Source organism: Pseudomonas massiliensis (assembly GCF_000826105.1).
In the GTDB taxonomy this organism is placed as follows: Bacteria; Pseudomonadota; Gammaproteobacteria; order Pseudomonadales; family Pseudomonadaceae; genus Aquipseudomonas; species Aquipseudomonas massiliensis.
The window spans coordinates 74,745-96,219 of record NZ_CCYK01000003.1 but is presented as its reverse complement, the minus strand read 5'-3'; the positions used below and the strand labels follow the sequence as shown (position 1 = coordinate 96,219).

Below are 21,475 nucleotides of genomic sequence, written 5' to 3'. Positions count from 1 at the left end.
CACCTCAATCCCCTGCCCCATCCATGCGCACAATGCTGTAGCTCACATCCAGCACATAGCCGTCCTGCAATTTGCTCTCAATCTCTGCGAACAAGTTGCGCGCCTGCTTGCTGGTCAACCCACTCTGCTGAACCTGCTCCAGCACCTTTCTGCCAGCCGCACCCTTGATACTGGTATCGGCAGTCGGCACGTTCTGAATGACCGGGGGAATCACGTTGCGCGTCAATTGCGATGTAGCATCTGACTGAGCCTGACGAAGCGCTTGAGCCAAAGCCGTGACAAGCTCGTCCGAGGTCAGCGCAGCACTGACACGCTGCTTAATCTGCAACGCCTCAGCCGGCCCTGACTTCCAAACAGTTTCCAGCAGTTGCCAGTTATTGTCCTGTATTGCCTGGGTCACGCTGGCAGCGCTGACGATACTCTTGGCGAGAGCCATCGCGTTGGTGGGCGGCTGAATATCTGCCAGCGCAGCGATCAGATCCGCACCCTGCTTACCCTGTAAGGTCTGCAAAAGGCTCACTGCATACTCGGCATTGCGCAGACGATTGCATTGCGTCCCCTGATTAACCCGGCTCAATGCAGCTCTGAGCTCAGTAACCAGTTCCTCACAATGCCCAAGCTGACGCTTAACCTCATCCTGCATATCTTTTTCCAGTGCATTCTGATGGTTGGCGGTGCGCAGCTTGTTAGGCGTCAGGCCGAAGATGGCGGAAGCGTTATCTACGCCCAGCTTCCAGATGTTCGGCTCAGCCAGATCCTGCTTGCTCAGCAACAGGTTATCCGGCATGTCCTTGAGCGTCGGCTCATAGTCCTGACCATGCAACGAAAAGGCGTACTGACCATGCTCGGCAAACACCATGATCAGCAGGTTCTGCACAATGTCCGGTAGCCCTTTGGGTGTCGGCTGATCAATCGCCGAACGTAGGCGCTTCACCGTCACTGGATCCCCGGCATGTTCATCCTTGGCCAGCTCACGAGTCATGTGCTTCGGCCAATCATCCTTGAAGATGAAATGCCGCTCGTGCATTTCACCCAGCTTCAATGGCTGAGCAATGGAACGCATGATCGAGCGCAACGGCGTGTCAATATCGATGCGACCATTACTGGCATGCACAGCACGACGCAGCTGCTCCATCACCTTGCCCAAGTCTGCCAGCCTGACCTCACCATCAAATTCAGGGTGGTCTGGATACTGGAAGCTCAGTGCCTGGTTAAGCAGGTGCTCGAAGGCAGCACGCAGATTACTGCCCACCGGCAGCTGCGGGGTAAATCCAGGCTCCAGCGAATAAACCTGGCTGTCCAGTTGTACCGAATCATCAAGCGAGCCCGGGATCGGTTGTGCAGCGCCGAATGCACCCATGAGGTAATCACGAATACGCTGGCGTAACTGGCTGCGCTGGTTATCGAGAAGCGTACGTGCCTGGGCCCGCTCAAGTGGGCTCAGATGCTTACTGAAGGAGACGAAGCGATCTTCGCTTTTCAGTACGTGCTCAAGCGTCACCAAGGTTCCCAGATCACGCTGCGCCGACTGACTAAAGAAATACGGTAACCAGCACAGGGTTTGTGTCCCATTACCAGTGGCTTCGTACTCCTGGATGCGTGCCCTATCGCTCGCGGGAGAGTGATTGCCCTGGTCAAAGGGAAAGTCGACCAGCACCTTCCAATCGTCACCCCGCGCCTCAAAGGTAGTGAAGTCAGAAATCTCGCGAATGTTCTGGAACATCACCTCAACGGTGCGACGAGTTCCGCGCCAGGCGAAGGGGTGCTCGATAAATAGCTGGTTATCATCCTGAACACCGAAGGCTTCGAACAGCAAATCCTTGGTCAGCTTACGGCGCGCGCCATCGTTGTCATGGATTTTCGCCTGTTCAAGAATGCTTTCGGTATCTACGCCTGAAAGCTGAATCGCGATGACCGGGTTGGAGTCATCACTGATCTTGATCTCACCGACACGCCCCGCCCATTTGCGGCACTTCTGCAAAACTGTCTGCGCTTCACGGCCTGGGATTGGTGATTTGATGGTGCCGTGGTTCAACGCAGCGAGCTTGTTGGCCGTGAGCTGCTTGAAGCACTCGACCTCAGGAACCAGCGCCGACAGCAACAAGGTTTTAATCAGGCGCATGTCATTGGTAAAGGCACGACGGCCGGGGTCATTGACTGGCAGCTCCAGCAGCTGATCAAGCCTGAGGTTGTGCTCTTCCTCCAGCAGCGGCACCAACTTGCGCTCGAACAGATGGCGAGCATTGTCGAAATGCATGCGCATCACTTCCGAGAACGGCTCGGCCTCAGAAGCAATCACGTCGTACAGGTCACCGACCGGAATGCATCCACCTAACTCCAGGGTTTCGCGCTGATCGACCAACAGCATCAGCATGACCTTGAGAGCAGTACGCTCACGCTGAAGAGCGGAAGAAAGCGCAACCAGTGCCTGCACCAGAGCAGGACTAAAGGGATACAGCGAACGGAACATCTCGCGGTCACCCTGGTTGGTCAGCAGGATTTCCTGCACCTCGCTGCGCAAGCCGGCATCCATGGCCGCAAAGGCATTGTCGATCTCTGCCTTGGCAGCCGCATTAATCGGCTTGAGCAAGCGACGCTCAGCGATCACTGGAAGGTTACGGTCTTCCAGAGTGATGGTGTGGAAGCGACCATCCCAGTACTTGAGCGAGTCACTCAGTGCTTGCTGCTCAGCGCCGTTGTACTGATCGCCCACAAACTCACGCAGATCACGCTGGCGAGCGATAAAGCTGGCCATGGGCAGCGCACGCTGCTCGCTGGCTTCAACCAGCTTCACCACTTTCTGAATGTTGTTGGCGATAAAGCGCGGGTCAGACAGGTGACTGGCCAGCCAGAGAATCAGCTCATCGAGGAACAGGATGACCGCGTCGTATCCGAGCGCTTTGGCATGCTCCGTCATGATGCGCAGGCCTTCATCGAAATCGACGTAGCCGCCGAACTCGCTGTTGGCCATATCCGCCATGGAGCTGTAGAAGGTGCCGATAAGATCTCCGACCAGACGGGCCTTATCGTCCGCGCCGGCTTGGTCATTCAGCACTGCATCGAAACTCGCTGCGTCCCAACCAGTCGACAGATCGCCCCAGCCGTCATCCTCGGCCGCCGCAGCTCCTTTGTTCAATGTGGCGAAGAAATTCGCATCACCCATATTGCTGCGTAGTTGCCGCGCATCACGAAACAACCGGTCACTCATGTAGAAACCGGGGACCGGTGCATCTGGGTGCAGGTGCTTGATATGTCGCGCGTAGCCACCCAACACACCCGCCTCAATGCTAGCGGCACCGATCATGTGGTAGGGCACCAGCAGGATGTTGGTTTGCTGCAGCCACTCATCATGCTTAGCTACAGCCGGCGCCAGCTCATTAATCGCCCGGGCTTGGGGATTACCCTGCAAAAGCAGGTGCAGCACCGCCATAAAGTGCGACTTACCGCTACCGAAGCTGCCGTGAAGGTAAGCGCCCTTCTGACGGTTCTGGTTGCCCACCACGGTGCTCTTGATAAAGCTCAAGGCATCGTCGAACGAGCGCTGCAGCTGCGGCGTCACCACATACTGCTCGAGCGTTTGGCTGATAGCTGTATCAGCCAAACCACTGGACAGGTTAAGAACGAAATCACCCCGTTGAACCTTTTCTGGGATCTCGATCAGCTCTTTAATCAATGTCATGCGTCAAACCCCAGAATCAGTTCTGCTCGGCCACTTTCTTTTTACGACCGCCACGTTTCCCAGCCACTGCAGCCGGCTGCCAGCTCAAAAGATCAGCCCGAGTAATCTCGAGATTACGCAGTTCTTCGAGCAGGAATCCTTCGTAGTAATCACCCATCCGCTCGCCGAACTCTGGATCCACTTCGTTGTGCCATTGCTTTAACCAGGGGATCAACTCATCTAGCGCCACCAGCATGGGCATCAGTCGCTCAGCTTCCCAGCCCTCACCCTCTTTGCGATCCAGGTACCAAGCTGCAATGGCCTGAGCCCGTTGCAAATGGTTCAAACCAGCCCAACCGATGACAAGCGTGCTATCACCACCTTTTTCACAGCCTGGCAGCGAGAAGAAGCGCTCTTTGGGGACATCCAGTTTGCCGCGCAGTGGCCAGTAGCTGGGCTTACGGAAATCGGTGGACTTGTATTGAGGAGGCAGAGGAATATCACCTACTCGCTCAACCTTTTCCAGCTTTGCTTGAGCCAAGGCCAAGTCGTACTTGGCTTTCTTCTCAGAATCCCTGGAATCTTCCACGGATAGTGGCTGATTGACGCCATATTTGGCGTCAATGGCATCTTCCCGACGCTGCTTGTCCCAGGTTTCCTGCCAGGCACGGAATTTAGGCAGAGCATCAGCCTTAAGACGGGCGGCGGCCATTTGTGGCACGTTGTCCCCATCTACCAGTTCGCAAACCAGCGCCTGCAAGTCCAACAGATTGACGCCGCAGTACAGCTCTGCAACACGGACTGCATCCGCATCGCTACGAAGGCGGTCAGCCAGCTGAGCGCAGGTTTTCAGCTCGGGAGCCCGGCAGGCTTGCTCCAGCCGATCTAATAGCCACTCTTTCAGCGCAACCTGCAGTCGGGTTTCCCAGTTATCACGGTTCCAGCGTCGTTTGTATTCCGATCGCTCAACCAACTTAATCCAGGGATTCTCTTCAATGGCCTGCAAGCGACGCTCGACTAATGCCTTGTAGTCCGCCGGCCAATGCTCCGGAATCTCGGTAATCGGTGTGCTGCCGTGACGCTCAAACCAGGTGGACTCGGCCTCACCGGCTGCCATTTTACGGGCCAGGTGAATTTCAAAGGCACGCTCACCCAGATTCACTTCCAGCATTTCACTTTGGTAATAATTGGCTTCAGCGGTCAGACCATAAAGGGAATAAACATACCAATCCAGCTCTTCCTGAAGAGCAATCATGCGCGCCCATAACCGACCCTCTTCCACCTGTGCATTGTTAAGGGCTTCGCCTAAGTCTGAATCGGAAATATCGAGATAAGCCTGCGGCGCATGTGCACGCAGCTCCCGGCCAAGCGTATCCAGTCGCTCTGAAAGTTTCTCAACAACCCGGGCTGAATCTTCAGGAACAGGAAACTTTTTCAACCCCGTTCCCGTAAATTCATGAAACTCCTCCCATTCTGCACGACTTTCCTGCCCAACGCCTCCCTGCCCTTTGCCATGAAATACCTGCTTCATCCAGAACATACCGGCAGAGCTATTCAGCAACCCTAATAGCGCAAAGTGCTCTGCCTCACCCGTATTCTTTGGCAGTTTTATTACTGGCGCAGAACGGTTAAACACCTTGCCACCACGATCCAGGACGAAGTGGTTGTGGGTCGCTACAAATGCGTAAGTGATGGTTAATGGGGAAACCAGTCTGTCTAATGTTACCTGATGCCACGCCCACCAAGGGCGCCCCTCAGCAAAATATGTTTGCTTGCCAAAAGTCGCTCTGTTTCCCAGATTATTTTTATTCGGCCACACCCATTTGCGAAATCCCTCAGTCAAAGCAACATCGAGGAGTTCCCCATCGGCACTGTATGGAAATAAAGCGTGATATTTCTCCTCAGCGGACCAATCACGAATCGAATCCCCCAAACAAATTGGCCGATAAAGGTCAAACTCCACATTCTTCCTTATAAAGTCTTTGGCGCTAGAAAACATGACCTCATCAGCGTTTGTCATCCCAAAAACGCCAATCGCATCCTGAACGTCGCTCAATAACGTCTGAGAACTCTCGTCCATTAATGCCTTTAGCTCAGCTGCGCCCCCGCCGCCGACACTCCACGGGTGTGACTGAAATAGAGACCTTTCTTGATCGAGAACAGTAACGAATTCGTTTTGACCACTTCCTTTTGGCATCAAATCCACAATGGATGACCATACCTTGCCCTGAGCTGCATTTTCAGGTGTGCCGGGCTCACCGCGAATACCCAGAACTGCTCTAATGACATCAAGCTTAGGAGACTGATTGCGGGCAAACAAAATCACAGTAGGCGTGCCATGACCTGGAATATATGCTCGCGAGGTATCAATCACATGGGTCAGGTCTTTGCGTGGCAGGTAATCTTCAATCAGCTTCTTGCCAAACTCTCGCTTCATAAAGCTGTTGGCAGTAATCATGCCCATAAAGCCAGCGGGTTGGTTGCTCTCAGGATAGAGGGCCAAATCAAAGAAGCGCTCGGTAAATGGCGCCCCGAGTGAATATTTACGGTGACAGGTTGGGTACTTGTCCCGGTACGCCTGATTCAGCGCTTTATCTTTCACCGTAATGTAGGGCGGGTTACCAACCACCACGTGATAACGCTGCCCAAGAATCCTGTTGAGCTTTTCAGGGTCTTCAACTTCGTAAACGTGCCTCTTTTCCTCATCCAACAAGCCGCCCTGGATGCCCTGCCCCTGCCACTCAAATCGTCGTCCATGCAACAGAGAATCACCACACGCCAGATTGAAATGAAAACTGGGCGCATCCTTGATCTTGCTGCTGCCCGCAGCCTTCATGGCAGCGATCAACAGACGGAATCGGCAGATGGCAATGGCATAAGGGTTGATATCGGTGCCATGCACCACATCTAGTGCGCGCTGTGCCAGCTCACGGGTATTTGTGCCAGGCTCACGCTTCAACCATTGATTAAACACCCGTTCGAAGGTCGTCAGCAAAAAGTGTCCCGAACCACAGGTAGGGTCGATCAGACGCAGACCCGGCAGACCGAAAGTCTGAATCGCCGGCTCTAGGGTGTAATCGAGAATAAAGCTCTCAACGAATTCCGGGGTTTGCAGCAGCGCATAACGCTTGCGCACTGATTCAGAAAGATCCTGGTAGAGATCGCCAAGAAAGCGGGTATCCCATTCCCGGTCGGTAAAGTCGTGGAGGATCTCACCGCTGTCCGCATCGATCTTCTGGAAGAAGTCAATCAGACGTTTGGCACCATCAGCCGAAACGGGAATCTGCCAGAGGGGGTTATGGCGATGATCCAAGAGCTCCGCGATCACCGGATATTTTTCCAGCTCCGCGAATAGATCGAGCAGGTAGTGGCGTTCTTCAAAGGTGGGGTTCTCGTTGAAGTAAGCCACCATGCGCTCTTTAGCCTGCTGCAAGGCATTTCGCCCCTGCGCATCACTCACCGGGCCAGCCAACACTGGCTCGTTCAGTAAGCCGTTGTCTTCAAGAAAACGCACAAACACACAGGTCAATACCCAGGCCACTGCGGCCTGGGTTATTTGCGCTTCACGCCAGGAAACGAAGTGCTCGGCGGTGCGTTCAGCCTCAACTGCCGCGCGATATTCGCTCTGCAAATGATCACTGAGCTCCGCGTTGGACTCGCTGTAGGCGAGGATGTCCTTCTCAATATGCGGTAACAGGGACTGCAGGTTTTTCAGCAGATCGGCACGGTTAATCACAGGTAAATCCTTATGCATTTGGCCCAATACCTGAAGGTTCTGGGTCTGCTATCAATTTTTCTTAGGCAGTGGTTTTGACTGCCTGAGGCAGTGACTGGGAATCGTCAAGCCAGCTACTGGGAATATGGGCAAACTCTTTGCTACCGGCGCCTGTAGGCACCAATACGTCATCGATCATGGCCGCGGAACGCTGCGCATCGACGGCGATGAGCAGAACCAACCCGGGCAACGCAATGCCGCTGCGACCGCTAACGTTCATCAACTGTTGGCGCAGGTCATTCAGCCATGTTGTCACCAGCTCATAGCGCGCCAGCAGCCCTGGCTCCGTCAGAAGTACTGGTTGACCGGCCTGCAGAATCTCCTCAGCCAAGCCCGGTAACGCACGCTGCACCAGACGCTGCAGGTTCTGCCAATCACGAGAACTGTGCTCACAGGCGTCTGCTTTGAGCACCACCTGCCAGTCCGGCGCTTTGGGCATGCTCGCGCACACAGCCTGTACATGGCGAAGTAGAAGCTCATCAAAGCTGATGCGCTTAAACGGATAGTCTCGGCAGAGTTTTTCCTGCGCTTGCCACCACTGACGCGGCCTGACGGTTAGCGCGAGGAAGTGGGAGGCAGTCACTGCCTTCTCCAGCATCAAGCCCAGCTCTTTAACCGACTTGAGTGTGGTGGTGTCGTCTTCGCCTTGTTGAGTCGGACTGTAGTGAGTAGACCCGGCTGATGCGAAGCTGGTCATCCCTGCGCTTGGCAGGCAGTATCCCCCCCTATCGCCGTTGGCAAACTCAAAGCCGCCATTCCACTGGAAACCGATATCCAGGGAGCGCACCAGCTCATCCAGCTCAGGGCGGCCAGGTAGCTCCTGCGCTGCAGGATAGCGGCCGGCCACGCGGGTCTGTATATCTTTGACGGTAAGCGCCTTGCTGCCCAATAGCGCTCCTTGGGCCAACTCCAAAGCAAGCTTGGCAGGCATCCCTCGCGGATAAAATTCCACACGGCTGGATAGTGCTGCACTCTCGGATGCAGCCGCAGCCAAACGCAGAAGTCGGTGGTTGCTCAGACCTGCGAATGATTCTGGTGCTGGCACAGCGCGGATCTTCTCCAGCGTACGAACGGGGGCCAGCAGTGGCAGCTGGCGAGCACACTCATCTGCCAGGCTGCCAAGGTCGCAAGCGTAATCGGCCAGCTCCTCCCCTCGCCCCTGACGATTATCGGCAATCAGGAAGCGGTTACCGGAGCGACGCAAAAGCCAACGAGGCTCCTGCTTACTCAATTCCGTTTCCACAGCTGCACGCACGACAGCATAGGCCCAGCGCTCGCGCAGTGGGCTGTCTTGTACCGAGCCACGACGAAGCAGGATTGCGTCAGCCACTTCGACCGCTGTCATCACGCCGCCGTTATCTTCCAGCAAGCCGACGATGTCTTCTCTCAAGTCCGTAATCGCTTTGGTCTTACCCCACTGGGTCAGAACCTTATCGACCAGCTCGCGCACCAGCAGAGTCTCAATGCCGAGGTGGCCGCTGATGGCTGCAGGTGTAGGCCAATGAACGTTGTGAGAGCCCTTGGGCGCATCTTCGTCCAGTCGCCCCAGGTATTCGTTAAGAAAGCTCAACCGAGTCTGATCAGCGGACTTCGGCAGGACCTGCTGAAACAGACGGTCGACACTAACGACACTGGTGTCACCGCTATCCAATTGCTGAACCTGCTGGCCGTCCAGAAGGCGCGCCTGAAGCTGACCGATGACATCGGACAGCTCATTACGGGTCTTCACCCCCACTCCCGTCCAGACTCGAACGCGGGAGCGGTTCAGCTTGATGATGTCAGCAACGCTGTTGATATTCCGGCGACTGAGCGTATCCAGCGCTTGTGGGCTCAGAGCCAACAGGCCGATCTGAGTATCCAACTGAGCCTCGCTGATGGGGCACGTACGCTCCTGTGGCTGCTGGGTCGTGTGCAGAGACTCACTGCGCGCATCATGGAATGTCTTGCGCCACTCACGCAGCATCTCGCCGGCACTGGCAAAGCGCTTGCGCACATCACGAACCAAAGCCCGCTTGAAGAACTCAACCATGCGGTCGCGAATGCTCGGGTCGAAGACGGTTCGATCGATCTCCAGCTCCCCTTCGAGCAGATGTGGCAGCCCTTCAGAGGACGTCCACCCTGGCAAAGCACCGGCAGCCATCTCGTAAAGAGTCAGCGCAACCGAGAATCGCTCGGCATGGTCGTCCCAACGGCGGCGGCCAGGATCACGGATAAAAGGATCCATATAGGCCAAAGTGCCAGCACTGATATTGTCAGCACCGACACTAGACAGTGAGAAGTCAAAAAGCATGAGGTGAAGAACGCTGCCTTGCATCACCAAGCCGATGTTCTCTGGCTTAATATCACGATGCACCAATGCCTGGTCTTCCAGATGCACAACCGCACTGAGCAGGTCATCACCGAAGCGCTCAAGCAACTCCAGCTGCACAGCGCCGACATGGCGGAGGCGCTGAGCCAGGGTGCCCTCGGTCGCGTAGTCGAGTAGCAGAGCGGTATGGCCAACGATATCTAGGGTTTTGTAGTAAGGAACAATGGCCTGATGACGCAATCTGGCCAGCACCTCACCCTCTTTTGTAAGACGGCTATTGTGGTCAGGTGTCGAAGCGATCTTCAGAACGCGAGACTGCCCCTGGTAATCGACCAGGAATACGACTGAGCACGCACCTTTGCCAAGCGGCTGAACAACCTGGAAGCCTCCCGGTAGGAGGTCACCTTTACGCGCCTCAGTTGGGTTAGTTCGCAGTGTGTTCGGCTGACTGACCTCGTCCTCAAGGTCATCCAGTCGTTTTATGAACTCACTGACTGACTCCAACCGGCTCCCCACATCAGGGTGAGTGGCGTACTGCACCAGGTACTGCATAGCCTCGCTTGCCCCGTTGATTTCATCGGTGAGCTGCAGACCATTACCGCGGCGCAGCCTGTCCAGTAGCTCGATGTCGGTCTGCGCGGGCTTCTTACCTGTAAATAGGTGGTAGGCGATCGCCCCTAGGGAGAACACATCCAAGTGCACACCGTCTGCAGCGCCAGTGTGCGCTTCCAGCGCGACATAAGGCCCGGCATCTTCATGCACAAGGTTGCTGAGACGGGTTAGGGCGCTAACGTTGCGCGACTCACTCTCGAACACACGCTCTGCAGTGGCCCAGTTGCTGATTTTGACACTGTACTTCTCTTCACCCTGAGACTTGACCCAGATGCATTGCGGACTCAGACCACGGTGATAAAGCTTCTGGCCATGCGCGTACTGCACAGCCTCTGCTATGAGGCGAAGCAGGTAGGTAGCCTGTATCGTATCCAGCCGACGATCCTTGCCTAGATTCATCAAAAGATGGTCGAGACGAAATGCCTTGGGATCGTGCTCGTAGATCAGAGCTGGGCCGCTATCGTGTTGCTGAAATTCGTGCGCCCGTAAAATTCCTGGATGCTCGATACCCTCAAGAAAGCGAAACTCAAGTTTGGCCGCTTTTTCGAGCCGAAAAACCTCTTCCCTTGGCTTGCCCTGGGTCAGATAAATTCGCACCTTGCGCTGCAGACCTAGGTCTGGATGCAAGGCTAGCCAATCCTGATAAGTGTCGGACTCGTCGAGAAGGCTTTGAAGCTCATAGCTGCCCACACGACGCATGCGCACGGACTCTTTAATGCCCGCTTCCTCTACAGCGCGTGAGATGACTTTGGCTGCATAAGCGGTAATCTGTCGATGCCTCCAGTTCTCATCGATTAGGGTGATCTCGCGGAGCAGCTCTTGCCGATTGACCACACCTTGGCGCGCATTACCTTCCAGCTTGATGACCAGGTCCTCTGCAGAGAGGAACACCAAGGCATCAATAAAAGGCACCGTTTCCTTGCTTCGATGAAATGAAGGCTGCAGCTTCAGCAGAGACGCCAGCTTTTGCGCTTTGCGACGAGCAAGCAAACGGGGGTTGTCGAAGATCTTCTGCCCACCTTTGGGCAAAGGCTTTTCCCAGACCCAGTTGGCAGCGTCACCAAGAATCACGCCTGGGTGGGATTTGATCTCAATGACGTACATGCCCTTAGGCGTCAACACCATGAGATCAACTTCGTTTATGGAGCCATCCTGAGCGATAAACTCGAAGTTTGCCCACGCACGATAGGGGTCGTGGTCAGGGAGCAACTGCTTCGCGAACTCCAGCGCGTCCCGTTCCCATGTGTAATCGGATTGGGTAATTTGCTTCCAGAGCTTGTCCATTAAATACTATCTCTGAGCGGTGCCATGGCGTGACACACCCCACTGGCTGTAGGTTTCTGGAGGTTATTGTACTCATTTAAGAGCTAGCATGTGGCTATCACTGTCAGTGGTTGAGCTTCGACAGCTCGCGGGCCCATGTCGAGCCTGTCATACAGCTACCTCCATTTTCATGAAGGTCCACTGTAGAGTGTGCTGAGATGCATGGGAAGCGCACCCAGGCGCCTCCGGGGCCCTAGGCGCTAAGGTCAGCCTCTGCTGCTTGAGAATCCACGGGCACGGTTACCGTAGACCTTAGTAGCGGCCTTACACAGGTAGCTTGCGCGCTTGTGTAGTTCCGCCAGCATGGCCTGATCCTCTCGATCCAGCCTGTACGTGCTATTTTCAGGAATGTGTATCAAACCTGCTGCGGTGCCGACCGGTAACCCCGTCGCACTGGCCCAGGCCTCCTGCATACGGCTGATCATGTTGGGGGTGCTGGAGTTCAAGTTCCCCACGGTGTAGTACGCGGCGCCATTGAGCATAAACAGCAGATGGTAATGCGGTCGCTCAGCCTGCCCGAACTCCCGTGTCCACACGTACCTGACCTTTGTATCGTGAGCGTAGGGGCGGTCACGCATCGCTACTGCTCGATTGTGCTCAATCTTCGCTTTATAGGACTCGATGAATCTGCTAATGGCTTGGTTGTCCTTGAGGTAGTCAGTGATGTCCATGTCCTTGGGAAAATGGAGGTCTACACGGTATGCCAGTACTCTACGGTACTGGCCTTGGGCCAAGGCAATGGTATTCTGGAGCACGTCTAGATACTCCGTGATGAAAGGCCCCTTACCGCGCATGACCGGTAGCCCGTTGTAGTAATGATCATCGAACAGATGCAATTTAGGATTGTGAGGGTGACGTATGCTCATGGCTAGGTACTCTTAGTGTTTAACTCATACACTAGGTACCGTCGGTAAATATTCGTAGATGCATTCACTTGAGGTGAGTGCAATTTCAGATTCTAGTTTATTGAAAAATCGCTATCTGATGGATCCCTAGCCGACATATATTCTTCGGCTTAGCGCACTCTTTGCTCAGCCATTAATATGATAGCTGAGTACTGCATTTACAGTAGGATATAAACATATTAACCACACAGCATAAAAAACGGCTTCAAGCCGCCATAAGAAAAGGCTCTGCCATGATTCTCTACTCCGGCATAAAGCCATCACGACACGCTCATGGCGCGCCGTGATAGGTTAAGGTAGTTTTCAGCGAATCGACGATAGATCTCTTTCTTCAATTCGAGCCAGAAGCCAATCCATGACCTCACTTTCGAGCCAACCAACGCTCCGCTCACCCAATGAAATTGGTTTCGGAAAGGTACCTTCTGAGATATATTTGTAAACCGTGGACCTAGACAGGCCGGTCGTATCGATTACATGATTCAGCCGTAAGATTTTCATGGATGGGCCCTCTGTCATTCCCAGAGGATGGATCTGTCAGGTATTTATTTCCCGGAACAAAACCTCAGTCGCCCCGCCAATGGTCCGTTTACGAGATCCATATTTTCTTGGACCTTCGGCAGCGTCAGTTACGATGCCTTGCCTAATCCAACTCTTCACCGGCTGCTCAGCTAACCAGGCGCTATCCATTGCAGCGACGTTTTTACTGCTATTCGTAAGCAGCATGAAGCCACCCACCTCTACTTCAGGCTGCCTACTACCAAAAAATGGTAACACCACGAAAATATCAAAATGGCTAGTACCAGAATAAACAACGTATCCAAATTCTTCTCTAAGATAGCAGAAGAAGGATACTATCAGGTCCACAAAGCCCGGGATTTCTCCACCTATGCTGCCATCTTCAATTTTAGACATAGACCCGCCTGTAGACGTGATGTAACGGGCAGCCGCGGACATCTCCACTATCACTCGATTTCGCAGATGTGTCTGGGCATGGTCCGCGTAGGCTCGCCTAGACGAGTAGGCATCATCATCGTTGGGCTGCGCGCTCCACATTTTTTTAGAGAAAAGCCTAACAGAGGCTTCACTGATAAAATTCTCGAGGTTGGGGTTTAGTCTAGCCAGCTTCCATCCCGGGTAGAAGCTTGCCCAGCATGGGTGAAGCAGGTTTAGGTAAATACAGGTCTTTCCTTTCTGCTCATCGTTCAAAAGCGTGGCCCCGGGCACCACACCGCTGACCAGGCCAAAAAATTTCAACCGATGCATCTGACATTTTAGTTGGGCCTTAGCGAATCCCGTCAGATGCATTAGCTCGGTATCGCTCACTGCGTCAATTCTTCCAGTCTCATTCGCCAAAGATAGCAGCGTCACCAGCAGCAGGCGATTATCTGGCTTCAGCCCTATTTTGAATCTGCTCTCAAAGTCCAGATGGGAACTACGAGGATACTCAAGCAAAAAACGGATGGCCTGCGCGTGCGTTAGGGTAGGGAAATTTTCACGATAGGGAAGCCTGGTACTCCCCTTCGAAAGCCAGCCGCAATCGGTTAGATCCTTGAGGCCAATGGGAGCTTGGCGCGCTGAGACCCCTACAGACTTGAGAAACCCTGCACTCACTAGGGGCCGACCGTCTGTCAGGCTAGGCTGATGATGTGCAAGCAGAAGCGCTAACCACTTGCCTTGACGCGTACACGGGGTTCTTGCGGGGCGACGCAGACGCGGGTCGGAATTCAACGAAGTTGCAAGGATGACCGCTATAGCAGATTCGGGGTTCAGCATGACAGACCTCTCGAAAGGCTAGTGTAGCATAACCGTGTGCTCTACATATTACACCCTGTATTTTGTTCAGACATGACATGTCATCTCCGAGCTAGCGCCGCTCAGCGCCCCATGGCACCATACAAATCGGTTTCCGGTAACTTCAAGAGGGCTCTCATGCAAGCTGACATCTGCTCAGTGCTAGGCTGGATCGACTGGAGTGATCCGATCCAGACGCGCTGGGCAATCAAATACTTCAGCAAAGCTGCTGGCGAACCATTGAGCTCCTACAACGCAATACTTGCTTGGTATGCAGCAAGAACTGAAAACCTCTCCCAAACGCAGTTAACCAAAGCAAAGAACTCATGGGCGGTACATAAGTACCGAAACAAACAAAAATCAAAGCTCAAATCCCCGATCCAGCTATCTCTGCCCCACGACGTACTGCTATACATAAGAAAAACATCCAAGGCGCTGAATATTACTCAAAGCGAGCTAATAGAGGGCATAATAGAAAACCAAGAAGAACTCTTTAACAAAGCGAAGACAAAAAACGAAACCCTCAAGAAAAAAGTAGAATTCCTTAATGAGCGATTTCAAATTCAGCACACAATAATAACATCTATGCGCCAAAAAATAATTGACCTGGAAGATGAAATTATAAATTTAAAAAAGCAGGCAAGAAAATAAGCACCATTCGAATATCAACATCGAAAATTCCAAAAAAAAAAAAAAAAAATCAATAAAACAAATTTGAAATATATATAACCTCGGCGACTAATACCCAAGAGGAGTCGCCATGCCTTTCCCTCGCCCTATCTGCAACTCACGCTGTACTGCATCGATTACAGCGACTTACCGCCTGGCTATTTGCGCCGAATCGGTAAACAAGCTGATTCTGGCTCGCCTCCAATCCTGCTACCCGGCCGTATCAACCGGCACAAAATACCGCGCTCTTGAAAAGCCATCTCAAAACCTAGTCACAGCACTCGCTCAATCCACCCGAGCAAAGCTGGCAGCAACGGGGCCTCACGATCCAGCAGCGTATGTATGTTTGCGCTGCGGTGGTTCATTTACTCCTAGTTAATTTCGTACAGAGCCTAACAGCCTCGACCCTAACACCCTCTAAAATCAAGTAAGCGGAATCATTAACCATGGCACATGAAATCCAAAATATGGCCTATGTCGGCACTACGCCCTGGCATGGGCTGGGTAACCAGCTACGGCCGAACCAGTCTATTGAGGTTTGGCAACAACAAGCCGGTATGAACTGGCAGATTGAATCCAGCCCAGTCCATTTCAAATCCACGACTAAAGGCCCGCTGGCTGAGATCCATTCCTTCGCCGATCAAAAGGTGCTTTATCGGTCAGACACGCTGGAACCATTATCCGTCGTTTCACATCGTTACCAGGTGGTTCAGCCAGCCGAAGTCCTCGAATTCTACCGAGAACTTACTGAGGTCTCGGGTTATGAGCTTGAAACTGCAGGTGTGCTCAAGGGCGGCCGCAAGTTCTGGGCCCTCGCTCGTACAGGCCACTCGACAGCACTTAAAGGAAAGGACGAGGTGGGCGGCTATCTGCTGCTGGCGACATCTTGCGACGGCACGTTGGCCACGGTGGCTACGCCGACTACGATCCGCGTCGTCTGCAACAACACCCTGGCTATGTCGCTCGGGAGCGCGACCGGCGCGATTAAAGTGCCTCACAGCACCCGCTTCGATCCGCAAGCGGTGAAAAAGCAGTTGGGTATCGCCGTCTCGCAATGGGACGACTTTATGTACCGCATGCGCCAGCTCGCGGAACGCAAGGTCTCCCTTCAGGAAGCCCAAGCGTACTTCGGGCAGATCCTACACACCGAAGTCACCCCACGCAGCAAGACCAGGCCTGCGTTAAACCTTGCTTTCCAGAAGGCTATGGCGCTCTACACAGGGCGCGGGCGCGGGTCTCATCTCATATCAGCCAATGGTACCGCCTGGGGCTTACTGAACGCCGTCACCGAGTACGTGGACCATGAGAGACGTGCTCGATCGGTAGACTACCGCCTGGACTCGGCCTGGTTCGGCCCAGGCGCGGGAATCAAGCAGCGTGCGTTGGATGCTGCGCTTGAACTGGTAGCCTGAACGCCCAGGCGCATATGTGGGATGCCCTCAGAGGGCATCCCATATTTCTTTTTTAGGTACAAAGGAGTTCATAATGTTAAAGCTAGCGTTGGGCTGCGCTCTTGCGGCATTCGCTCTGATAATCGGCTCGGCTAAGATCATCGTTGCAGCCGAAATCAGTACCCTTGCTGTGTGGTTGCTTGCAATCGCCGTAGTGTTGGTAGCCCTATTCAGTAGAGAGGAGGCAAATCGTGCTGCTTGCTCCTGAGACGAGATTACCTTTGCGGCTCATCGCGCTCCTGGAGTAAGCCCTGCCGTAACCCTGTCCTTCCTGCACATGAGAGCTCAGAGTGGCTCAAGCCTTACCCAATCAACCGGTATTCCAAAATGTATTCCAATTAAAATTCTAAATTTAATTTGTTGATTTAAATCAACGATTTACAATTAGAGTTCAGATCACCCCGACCCACCAAATCCGAAAAGAAAGCGCCGAAAGGCGCTTCCCGATGCCTGCCTTCCTCCGGTATCAGACGCTAAGGTAGCTAGCGAAGTCTTCAGGCCTAACCAGACTGGAGTTGTAGTGGTCTACTAACCCCGGACACCTTTTTAGGCGAAAATGATCGCCACACAGAGGTGTTCGATGAGCAGACAACGACGTACCTTTACCTCCGAGTTCAAGCGCGAAGCTGCCAGCCTGGTGCTTGACCAAGGCTACAGCCACGCTGATGCAGCTCAGTCGCTCGGGTTGGTGGAGTCAGCCCTGCGCCGGTGGGTCAACCAGCTCCAGCAGGAACGAGGTGGTGTCACGCCGACTAGCAAAGCGCTGACACCCGAGCAGCAGAAAATCCAGGAATTGGAAGCCCGAATCAACCGCCTGGAACGCGAGAAATCCATTTTAAAAAAGGCTACCGCGCTCTTGATGGCCGAGGAGCACGAGCGTTTGCGTTAGTCGATCAGCTTCGCTCAGAGGAGCCGGTTGATTTGTTGTGCTCGGTCTTTGAAGTCACTCGATCCTGCTACTACGCGTACTGCCGCAGACGTCGTTCTCCGAACGCTGAGCGGGTAATTTTGCGCAGCCGTGTGAACGAGCTGTTTACGCAAAGCCGAAACGCTGCAGGTAGCCGCAGCATCATGCTGATGATGAAGGAGGATGGCCTGCAGATTGGACGGTTCAAGGTACGTAAGTTGATGCGCGAGATGAACCTGATCAGCAAACAACCGGGCTCTCATGCCTACAAAAAGGCCACCGTGGAGCGACCTGATATCCCAAACGTGCTTGATCGAAAGTTCAGCGTGGAATCCCCAGACAAGGTCTGGTGCGGTGACATCACGTACGTTTGGGCCGAAGGTCGATGGCACTATCTGGCAGCGGTGATCGATCTTTATGCGCGCAGGGTCGTAGGCTGGGCGTTCTCAGCCAAGCCTGACGCCGACCTGGTGATCAAGGCATTGGATATGGCCTATGAGCTGCGTGGCCGGCCTCGGAATGTGCTGTTTCACAGTGATCAGGGCAGCCAATATGGGAGCCGGAGTTTCCGCCAGAGACTATGGCGATACCGCTTCACACAGAGCATGAGTCGGCGCGGCAACTGCCACGATAATGCCCCGATGGAGCGGCTATTTCGCAGCCTGAAAACTGAATGGATACCGACGATGGGCTATATGAGCGCCGCGTTGGCTAAACAAGATATCGGTCGTTTCCTGATGGAACGGTACAACTGGCTACGACCGCATCAATTCAACGAAGGCTTGGCGCCTGCCGTTGCCGAGGAAAAACTTAACGCAGTGTCCGGGATCAGTTGACCACTACAAGTCGACCGTACCCTGGTCCGAACGAGATGCGCTAAATCGATTTTTTCCTTGCTTTACGAATTTCACATTTTCCGCTTTGGTCTTCGTAGGAATCGATAATTTGGCGCTTCTTCACTGCTACGAACGCACCGTCTTCGGCCTGGGATACGCCCGGCGGTTTCAAAGGCTGAGTGCAACACCAAGCTATTGAGTTAAGGGTGGGCTTTCGTGGTGCCTGGCCATCATCTGCGTCATCATTTCGATTGGGCATTGATAATCAAAACGTTGGCGCGGCCGAATATTGAGTTCGTACGCGATCGCGTTCAATTGCTCCTGGCTCACACCCGACAGATCGGTACCCTTGGGTAAATACTGGCGGATCAAGCCATTGATGTTTTCGTTGCTACCACGCTGCCAAGGGCTGTGAGGGTCGCAGAAGTACACGGCAACACCCGTGCGCTGAGTGATTTCGGCATGGCGCGCCATCTAGCGGCCCTGGTCGTACGTAAGCGTTTTACGCGCAGCCAGCGGCATACGATTCAACGCCGCGCTGAAGCCTTCCACGGCAGACGTGGCGGTGGCGTCATGCATTCTCACCAACATCAGGTAACCCGTACTGCGCTCAACGAGCGTACCGACTGCGGAGGCGTTGCCCTTGCCCTTGATGAGGTCGCCTTCCCAGTAGCCGGGCGTCAAGCGGTCTTCGGCCTCCGGCGGGCGTACATGAATGCTGACAAGATCGGGGATCTGACCACGGCGATCTACTCCACCCGAGCGGGGCGGCGACTGGTTTTGCCCTGACGCAGGCAAATGATCAGCTCCTTGCGAAGCTCGCCCACCGGCAGCGCGTAGATGGCGTTGTAGAGGGTCTCGCGGCAGACGTACACGTCTTCACGCTTTGGAAATTCCATGCGTCGAAGTTTGCCGGCAATTGGCTGGGGAGAAAAGCGCTGTCGCAACAGGTAGACCACAAGGTCGAACAGTTCTGTACCTGGTTCAAGCTTGCGGGCCGGCCGACAGACCGTACGGCGCTGGCGCATCTTTCGATGGGCTTGGCTGGCCGAATAGGGCGATGCAACGGCGGCATTACGACGAAGCTCCCGGCTGATGGTCGAGGGGCTGCGATTCAATATCCTCGCGATGGCTCGCTGGCTCAGCCCTTGGAGCTGGCCAATCTGGATAGTGATGCGTTCTTCAATGCTGAGTTCTCGGTAAGACATGCGTACACCGTACCGGATGGATCAGGTGTTGCACTCAGTTTTTGCCGTCGCCCCCTTTTCCATCGCAATCACTGCTATGGGCAACCGAATTTTCCATCAAACCGCCTGGTAGCTGATCTCGCTCTCGCCCCTGTCGCTCAGTCTGTCTTCCAAAAAGCTCAGCGGCTCGGCTTCGGGCGCCTGCTCCATGGGAATGAAGTCGATTTCCAAGGCGGCCTTTTCAACGAAGTAGGCTGGCAGTTCTGCCTTGATAGCCGGTGCTAGGTTCTTGAATTCGCCGACTTGCTTCACAAGGTTTCCCTTGCCGCTGATAAGCTGCCCTTCCGCTTTACCATAGGCTTCGGTCGCTACCTCAAGCCCTTTCTTGATTCGTTCAAAACTGCCAAGGAACGTATTCAGCTTCTTGAACACGGTTTCTGCCTTATCGGCCAATGCCGCCGTGTGCTTGTTCTGGTCTTCATAGCGCCACAACTGGCGCACAATGTTGAGGCTGGTCAGCAAGGTTGTAGGGGTTGCAACCAGCACGTTGTTTTCGATCGCCTGCTGGAAAAGCGTTTCGTCTGCCTTCAGCGCCTCAACGAATGCAGACTCGATCGGTATGAACATGAACACCATGTCAGGTGAGCGAAGCCCTGGCAGTTTGTAGTAATCACGGTCCGCCAGCTCCTTGATGCGGCTGGCCACAGCCTGTACGTGCTCCCGCAGCGCCAATGCTCGCTCATTGTCGTCAGTACTATTCACGAAACGCGTATAGGCGTTGAGTGATACCTTGGCATCGATGATCAGGTGCTTGTTTTGGGGCAGGTAAACAATCGCATCGGGCCGCTGCGCGCCGTCGTCGGTCATGATGCTGACTTCACGCCGGTAGTCCTTGCCCAGCTGCAGGCCTGAGCGCTCTAGTACGTTCTCTAGTATCAGCTCGCCCCAATTGCCTTGCAGCTTCTTCTGGCCACGCAAGGCCGTGGAGAGCTCATGTGCTTCCGCGGTGATCTGCTGGTTAAGCGCCTTGAGCGATTCCAGCTCTTTACGAAGCTCACCTTGCTGGGTTGTCTCGCGATGGTGGATCTCCTGAACCTCCCGCTTGAAGGTGTCGATCGATTGCTGGAAGGGGCTCATCACCGCACTCAAGGTGACCTTGCTGCTTTCCTGCAACGAAAGCGTTTTCGCTTCCAAGATCTCAGTTGAAAGGAGCTTGAACTGCTCTGAGAGGCTCGCCTTCTGCTGCTCGAAGGCGGCCAGTTCCCGAACATGGCTGGCGGCGCGCTCGTCCAACTCGGTCTGAAGCCGAGTGCGCTCACGGCTGCTTTCGGCAAGCTGCCGCTGTAGTGCCTCATACTTCTCCACCGCTGCCGCAAGCTGGGCCTTCAGTTCATCCAGATGGGCGCGGACAGTACTATCGGCTGCTTCCAGCCCCTTGGCACGCTTGCCCTCCTCTGCAAGGGCATCTTTCAACATGCCGATAGCCCCCCGCGCTTCCTCCAATTGGGTACAGGCCTGCCCAAGGCGGGATTTGTAATCATCCAGTTGCAGCTTCAAGCTACGAGATTCCGCCAATACCGCCTCGTGGAGTGTCACGGCCTCATGCCGCTGCGTGTTCGAAGCTTCCAGCTTGGTTTCCAGCGCAGCTTGACGCTGCTTGCCTTCATTAACCTCCGCGGCCAATCGCGCCTGGGTAGCCTCTGCGGAAGCTAGTGTGGCGTTGAAGCCCCCTGCGGCAATCTGCAATTGATGGCTATGGTTTTCAGCTGCCTTGATCTCGACTTTCAGCGCCAGAAGTTGAGCGGCAGTCTCGGTTTGTTCGGCCTGGGCCTGTCCAAGCTGTATAGCAAGCTGGCTCGATCGCCGAGCCTGTCTTGCATTCGCCACGAAATAGCCAAGCAATGCGCATATGGATGCGAGTACTGCGGTGATGATTACAACGTCTATGGGCCACTGAGTCGCTTGCATGGTTACCTCGCAATCCTTTGGTAGGCTCTGGTCGCTTTTACTACTCAGATTTCAACCAGAAGCGTTTCGTATACGCCTAACCTAG

General features: G+C 54.3%; 10 protein-coding genes and 1 pseudogene. 3 read left to right on the top strand and 8 right to left on the bottom strand.

Going from position 1 to position 21,475, the window contains the following annotated elements; genetic code table 11:
* Positions 1-4: 4 nt before the first annotated feature.
* The 6 genes from BN1188_RS01065 to BN1188_RS21540 form a co-directional block, all read right to left on the bottom strand.
* Positions 5-3,679, bottom strand: a complete 3,675-nt coding sequence (locus BN1188_RS01065; protein WP_040259325.1) for a BREX-2 system ATPase PglY family protein — start codon at positions 3,677-3,679, stop codon at positions 5-7.
* A 16-nt stretch (positions 3,680-3,695) separates the two neighbouring features.
* Positions 3,696-7,394 carry a BREX-2 system adenine-specific DNA-methyltransferase PglX gene (pglX, locus tag BN1188_RS01060; protein WP_040259324.1) on the bottom strand — a complete coding sequence of 1,233 codons (3,699 nt, stop codon included), beginning with the start codon at positions 7,392-7,394 and terminating at the stop codon, positions 3,696-3,698.
* A gap of 61 nt (positions 7,395-7,455) precedes the next feature.
* Positions 7,456-11,637 carry a BREX system serine/threonine kinase PglW gene (gene pglW, locus BN1188_RS01055; protein WP_040259323.1) on the bottom strand — a complete coding sequence of 1,394 codons (4,182 nt, stop codon included), beginning with the start codon at positions 11,635-11,637 and terminating at the stop codon, positions 7,456-7,458.
* Between the two features lie 245 nt (positions 11,638-11,882).
* Positions 11,883-12,542, bottom strand: a complete 660-nt coding sequence (locus tag BN1188_RS01050) for an inovirus Gp2 family protein (RefSeq protein WP_040259322.1) — start codon at positions 12,540-12,542, stop codon at positions 11,883-11,885.
* 342 nt (positions 12,543-12,884) lie between these two features.
* Positions 12,885-13,079 (bottom strand): helix-turn-helix transcriptional regulator, encoded by a 195-nt coding sequence (locus tag BN1188_RS01045; protein ID WP_040259321.1) that lies wholly within the window; start codon positions 13,077-13,079, stop codon positions 12,885-12,887.
* Positions 13,080-13,115: 36 nt separating this feature from the next.
* Positions 13,116-14,354, bottom strand: a complete 1,239-nt coding sequence (locus BN1188_RS21540) for a hypothetical protein (RefSeq protein WP_148485232.1) — start codon at positions 14,352-14,354, stop codon at positions 13,116-13,118.
* A 156-nt stretch (positions 14,355-14,510) separates the two neighbouring features.
* Between BN1188_RS21540 and BN1188_RS01035 the strand changes: the two genes are divergently transcribed.
* The 3 genes from BN1188_RS01035 to BN1188_RS01025 all read left to right on the top strand — a co-directional run bounded on the left by BN1188_RS01035 (position 14,511) and on the right by BN1188_RS01025 (position 18,235).
* Positions 14,511-15,023, top strand: coding sequence for a hypothetical protein (locus BN1188_RS01035; RefSeq protein WP_040259319.1), 513 nt, complete (start codon positions 14,511-14,513; stop codon positions 15,021-15,023).
* Between the two features lie 464 nt (positions 15,024-15,487).
* Positions 15,488-16,453, top strand: a complete 966-nt coding sequence (locus BN1188_RS01030; protein WP_040259318.1) for a DUF932 domain-containing protein — start codon at positions 15,488-15,490, stop codon at positions 16,451-16,453.
* Between the two features lie 619 nt (positions 16,454-17,072).
* A protein-coding gene (locus BN1188_RS01025) for an IS3 family transposase (protein WP_088776176.1) occupies positions 17,073-18,235 on the top strand; the annotation gives its coding sequence in 2 pieces (ribosomal slippage) (positions 17,073-17,328 and positions 17,328-18,235; 1,164 coding nt in all).
* 192 nt (positions 18,236-18,427) lie between these two features.
* Here BN1188_RS01025 and BN1188_RS01020 read toward each other — a convergent pair.
* Positions 18,428-19,443: pseudogene (locus BN1188_RS01020) on the bottom strand (IS30 family transposase).
* A gap of 96 nt (positions 19,444-19,539) precedes the next feature.
* The gene (gene rmuC, locus BN1188_RS01015) at positions 19,540-21,390 is read right to left on the bottom strand and encodes a DNA recombination protein RmuC (protein WP_040259316.1); all 1,851 of its coding nucleotides are present in this window, start codon (positions 21,388-21,390) and stop codon (positions 19,540-19,542) included.
* Between the last annotated feature and the right edge of the window lie 85 nt (positions 21,391-21,475).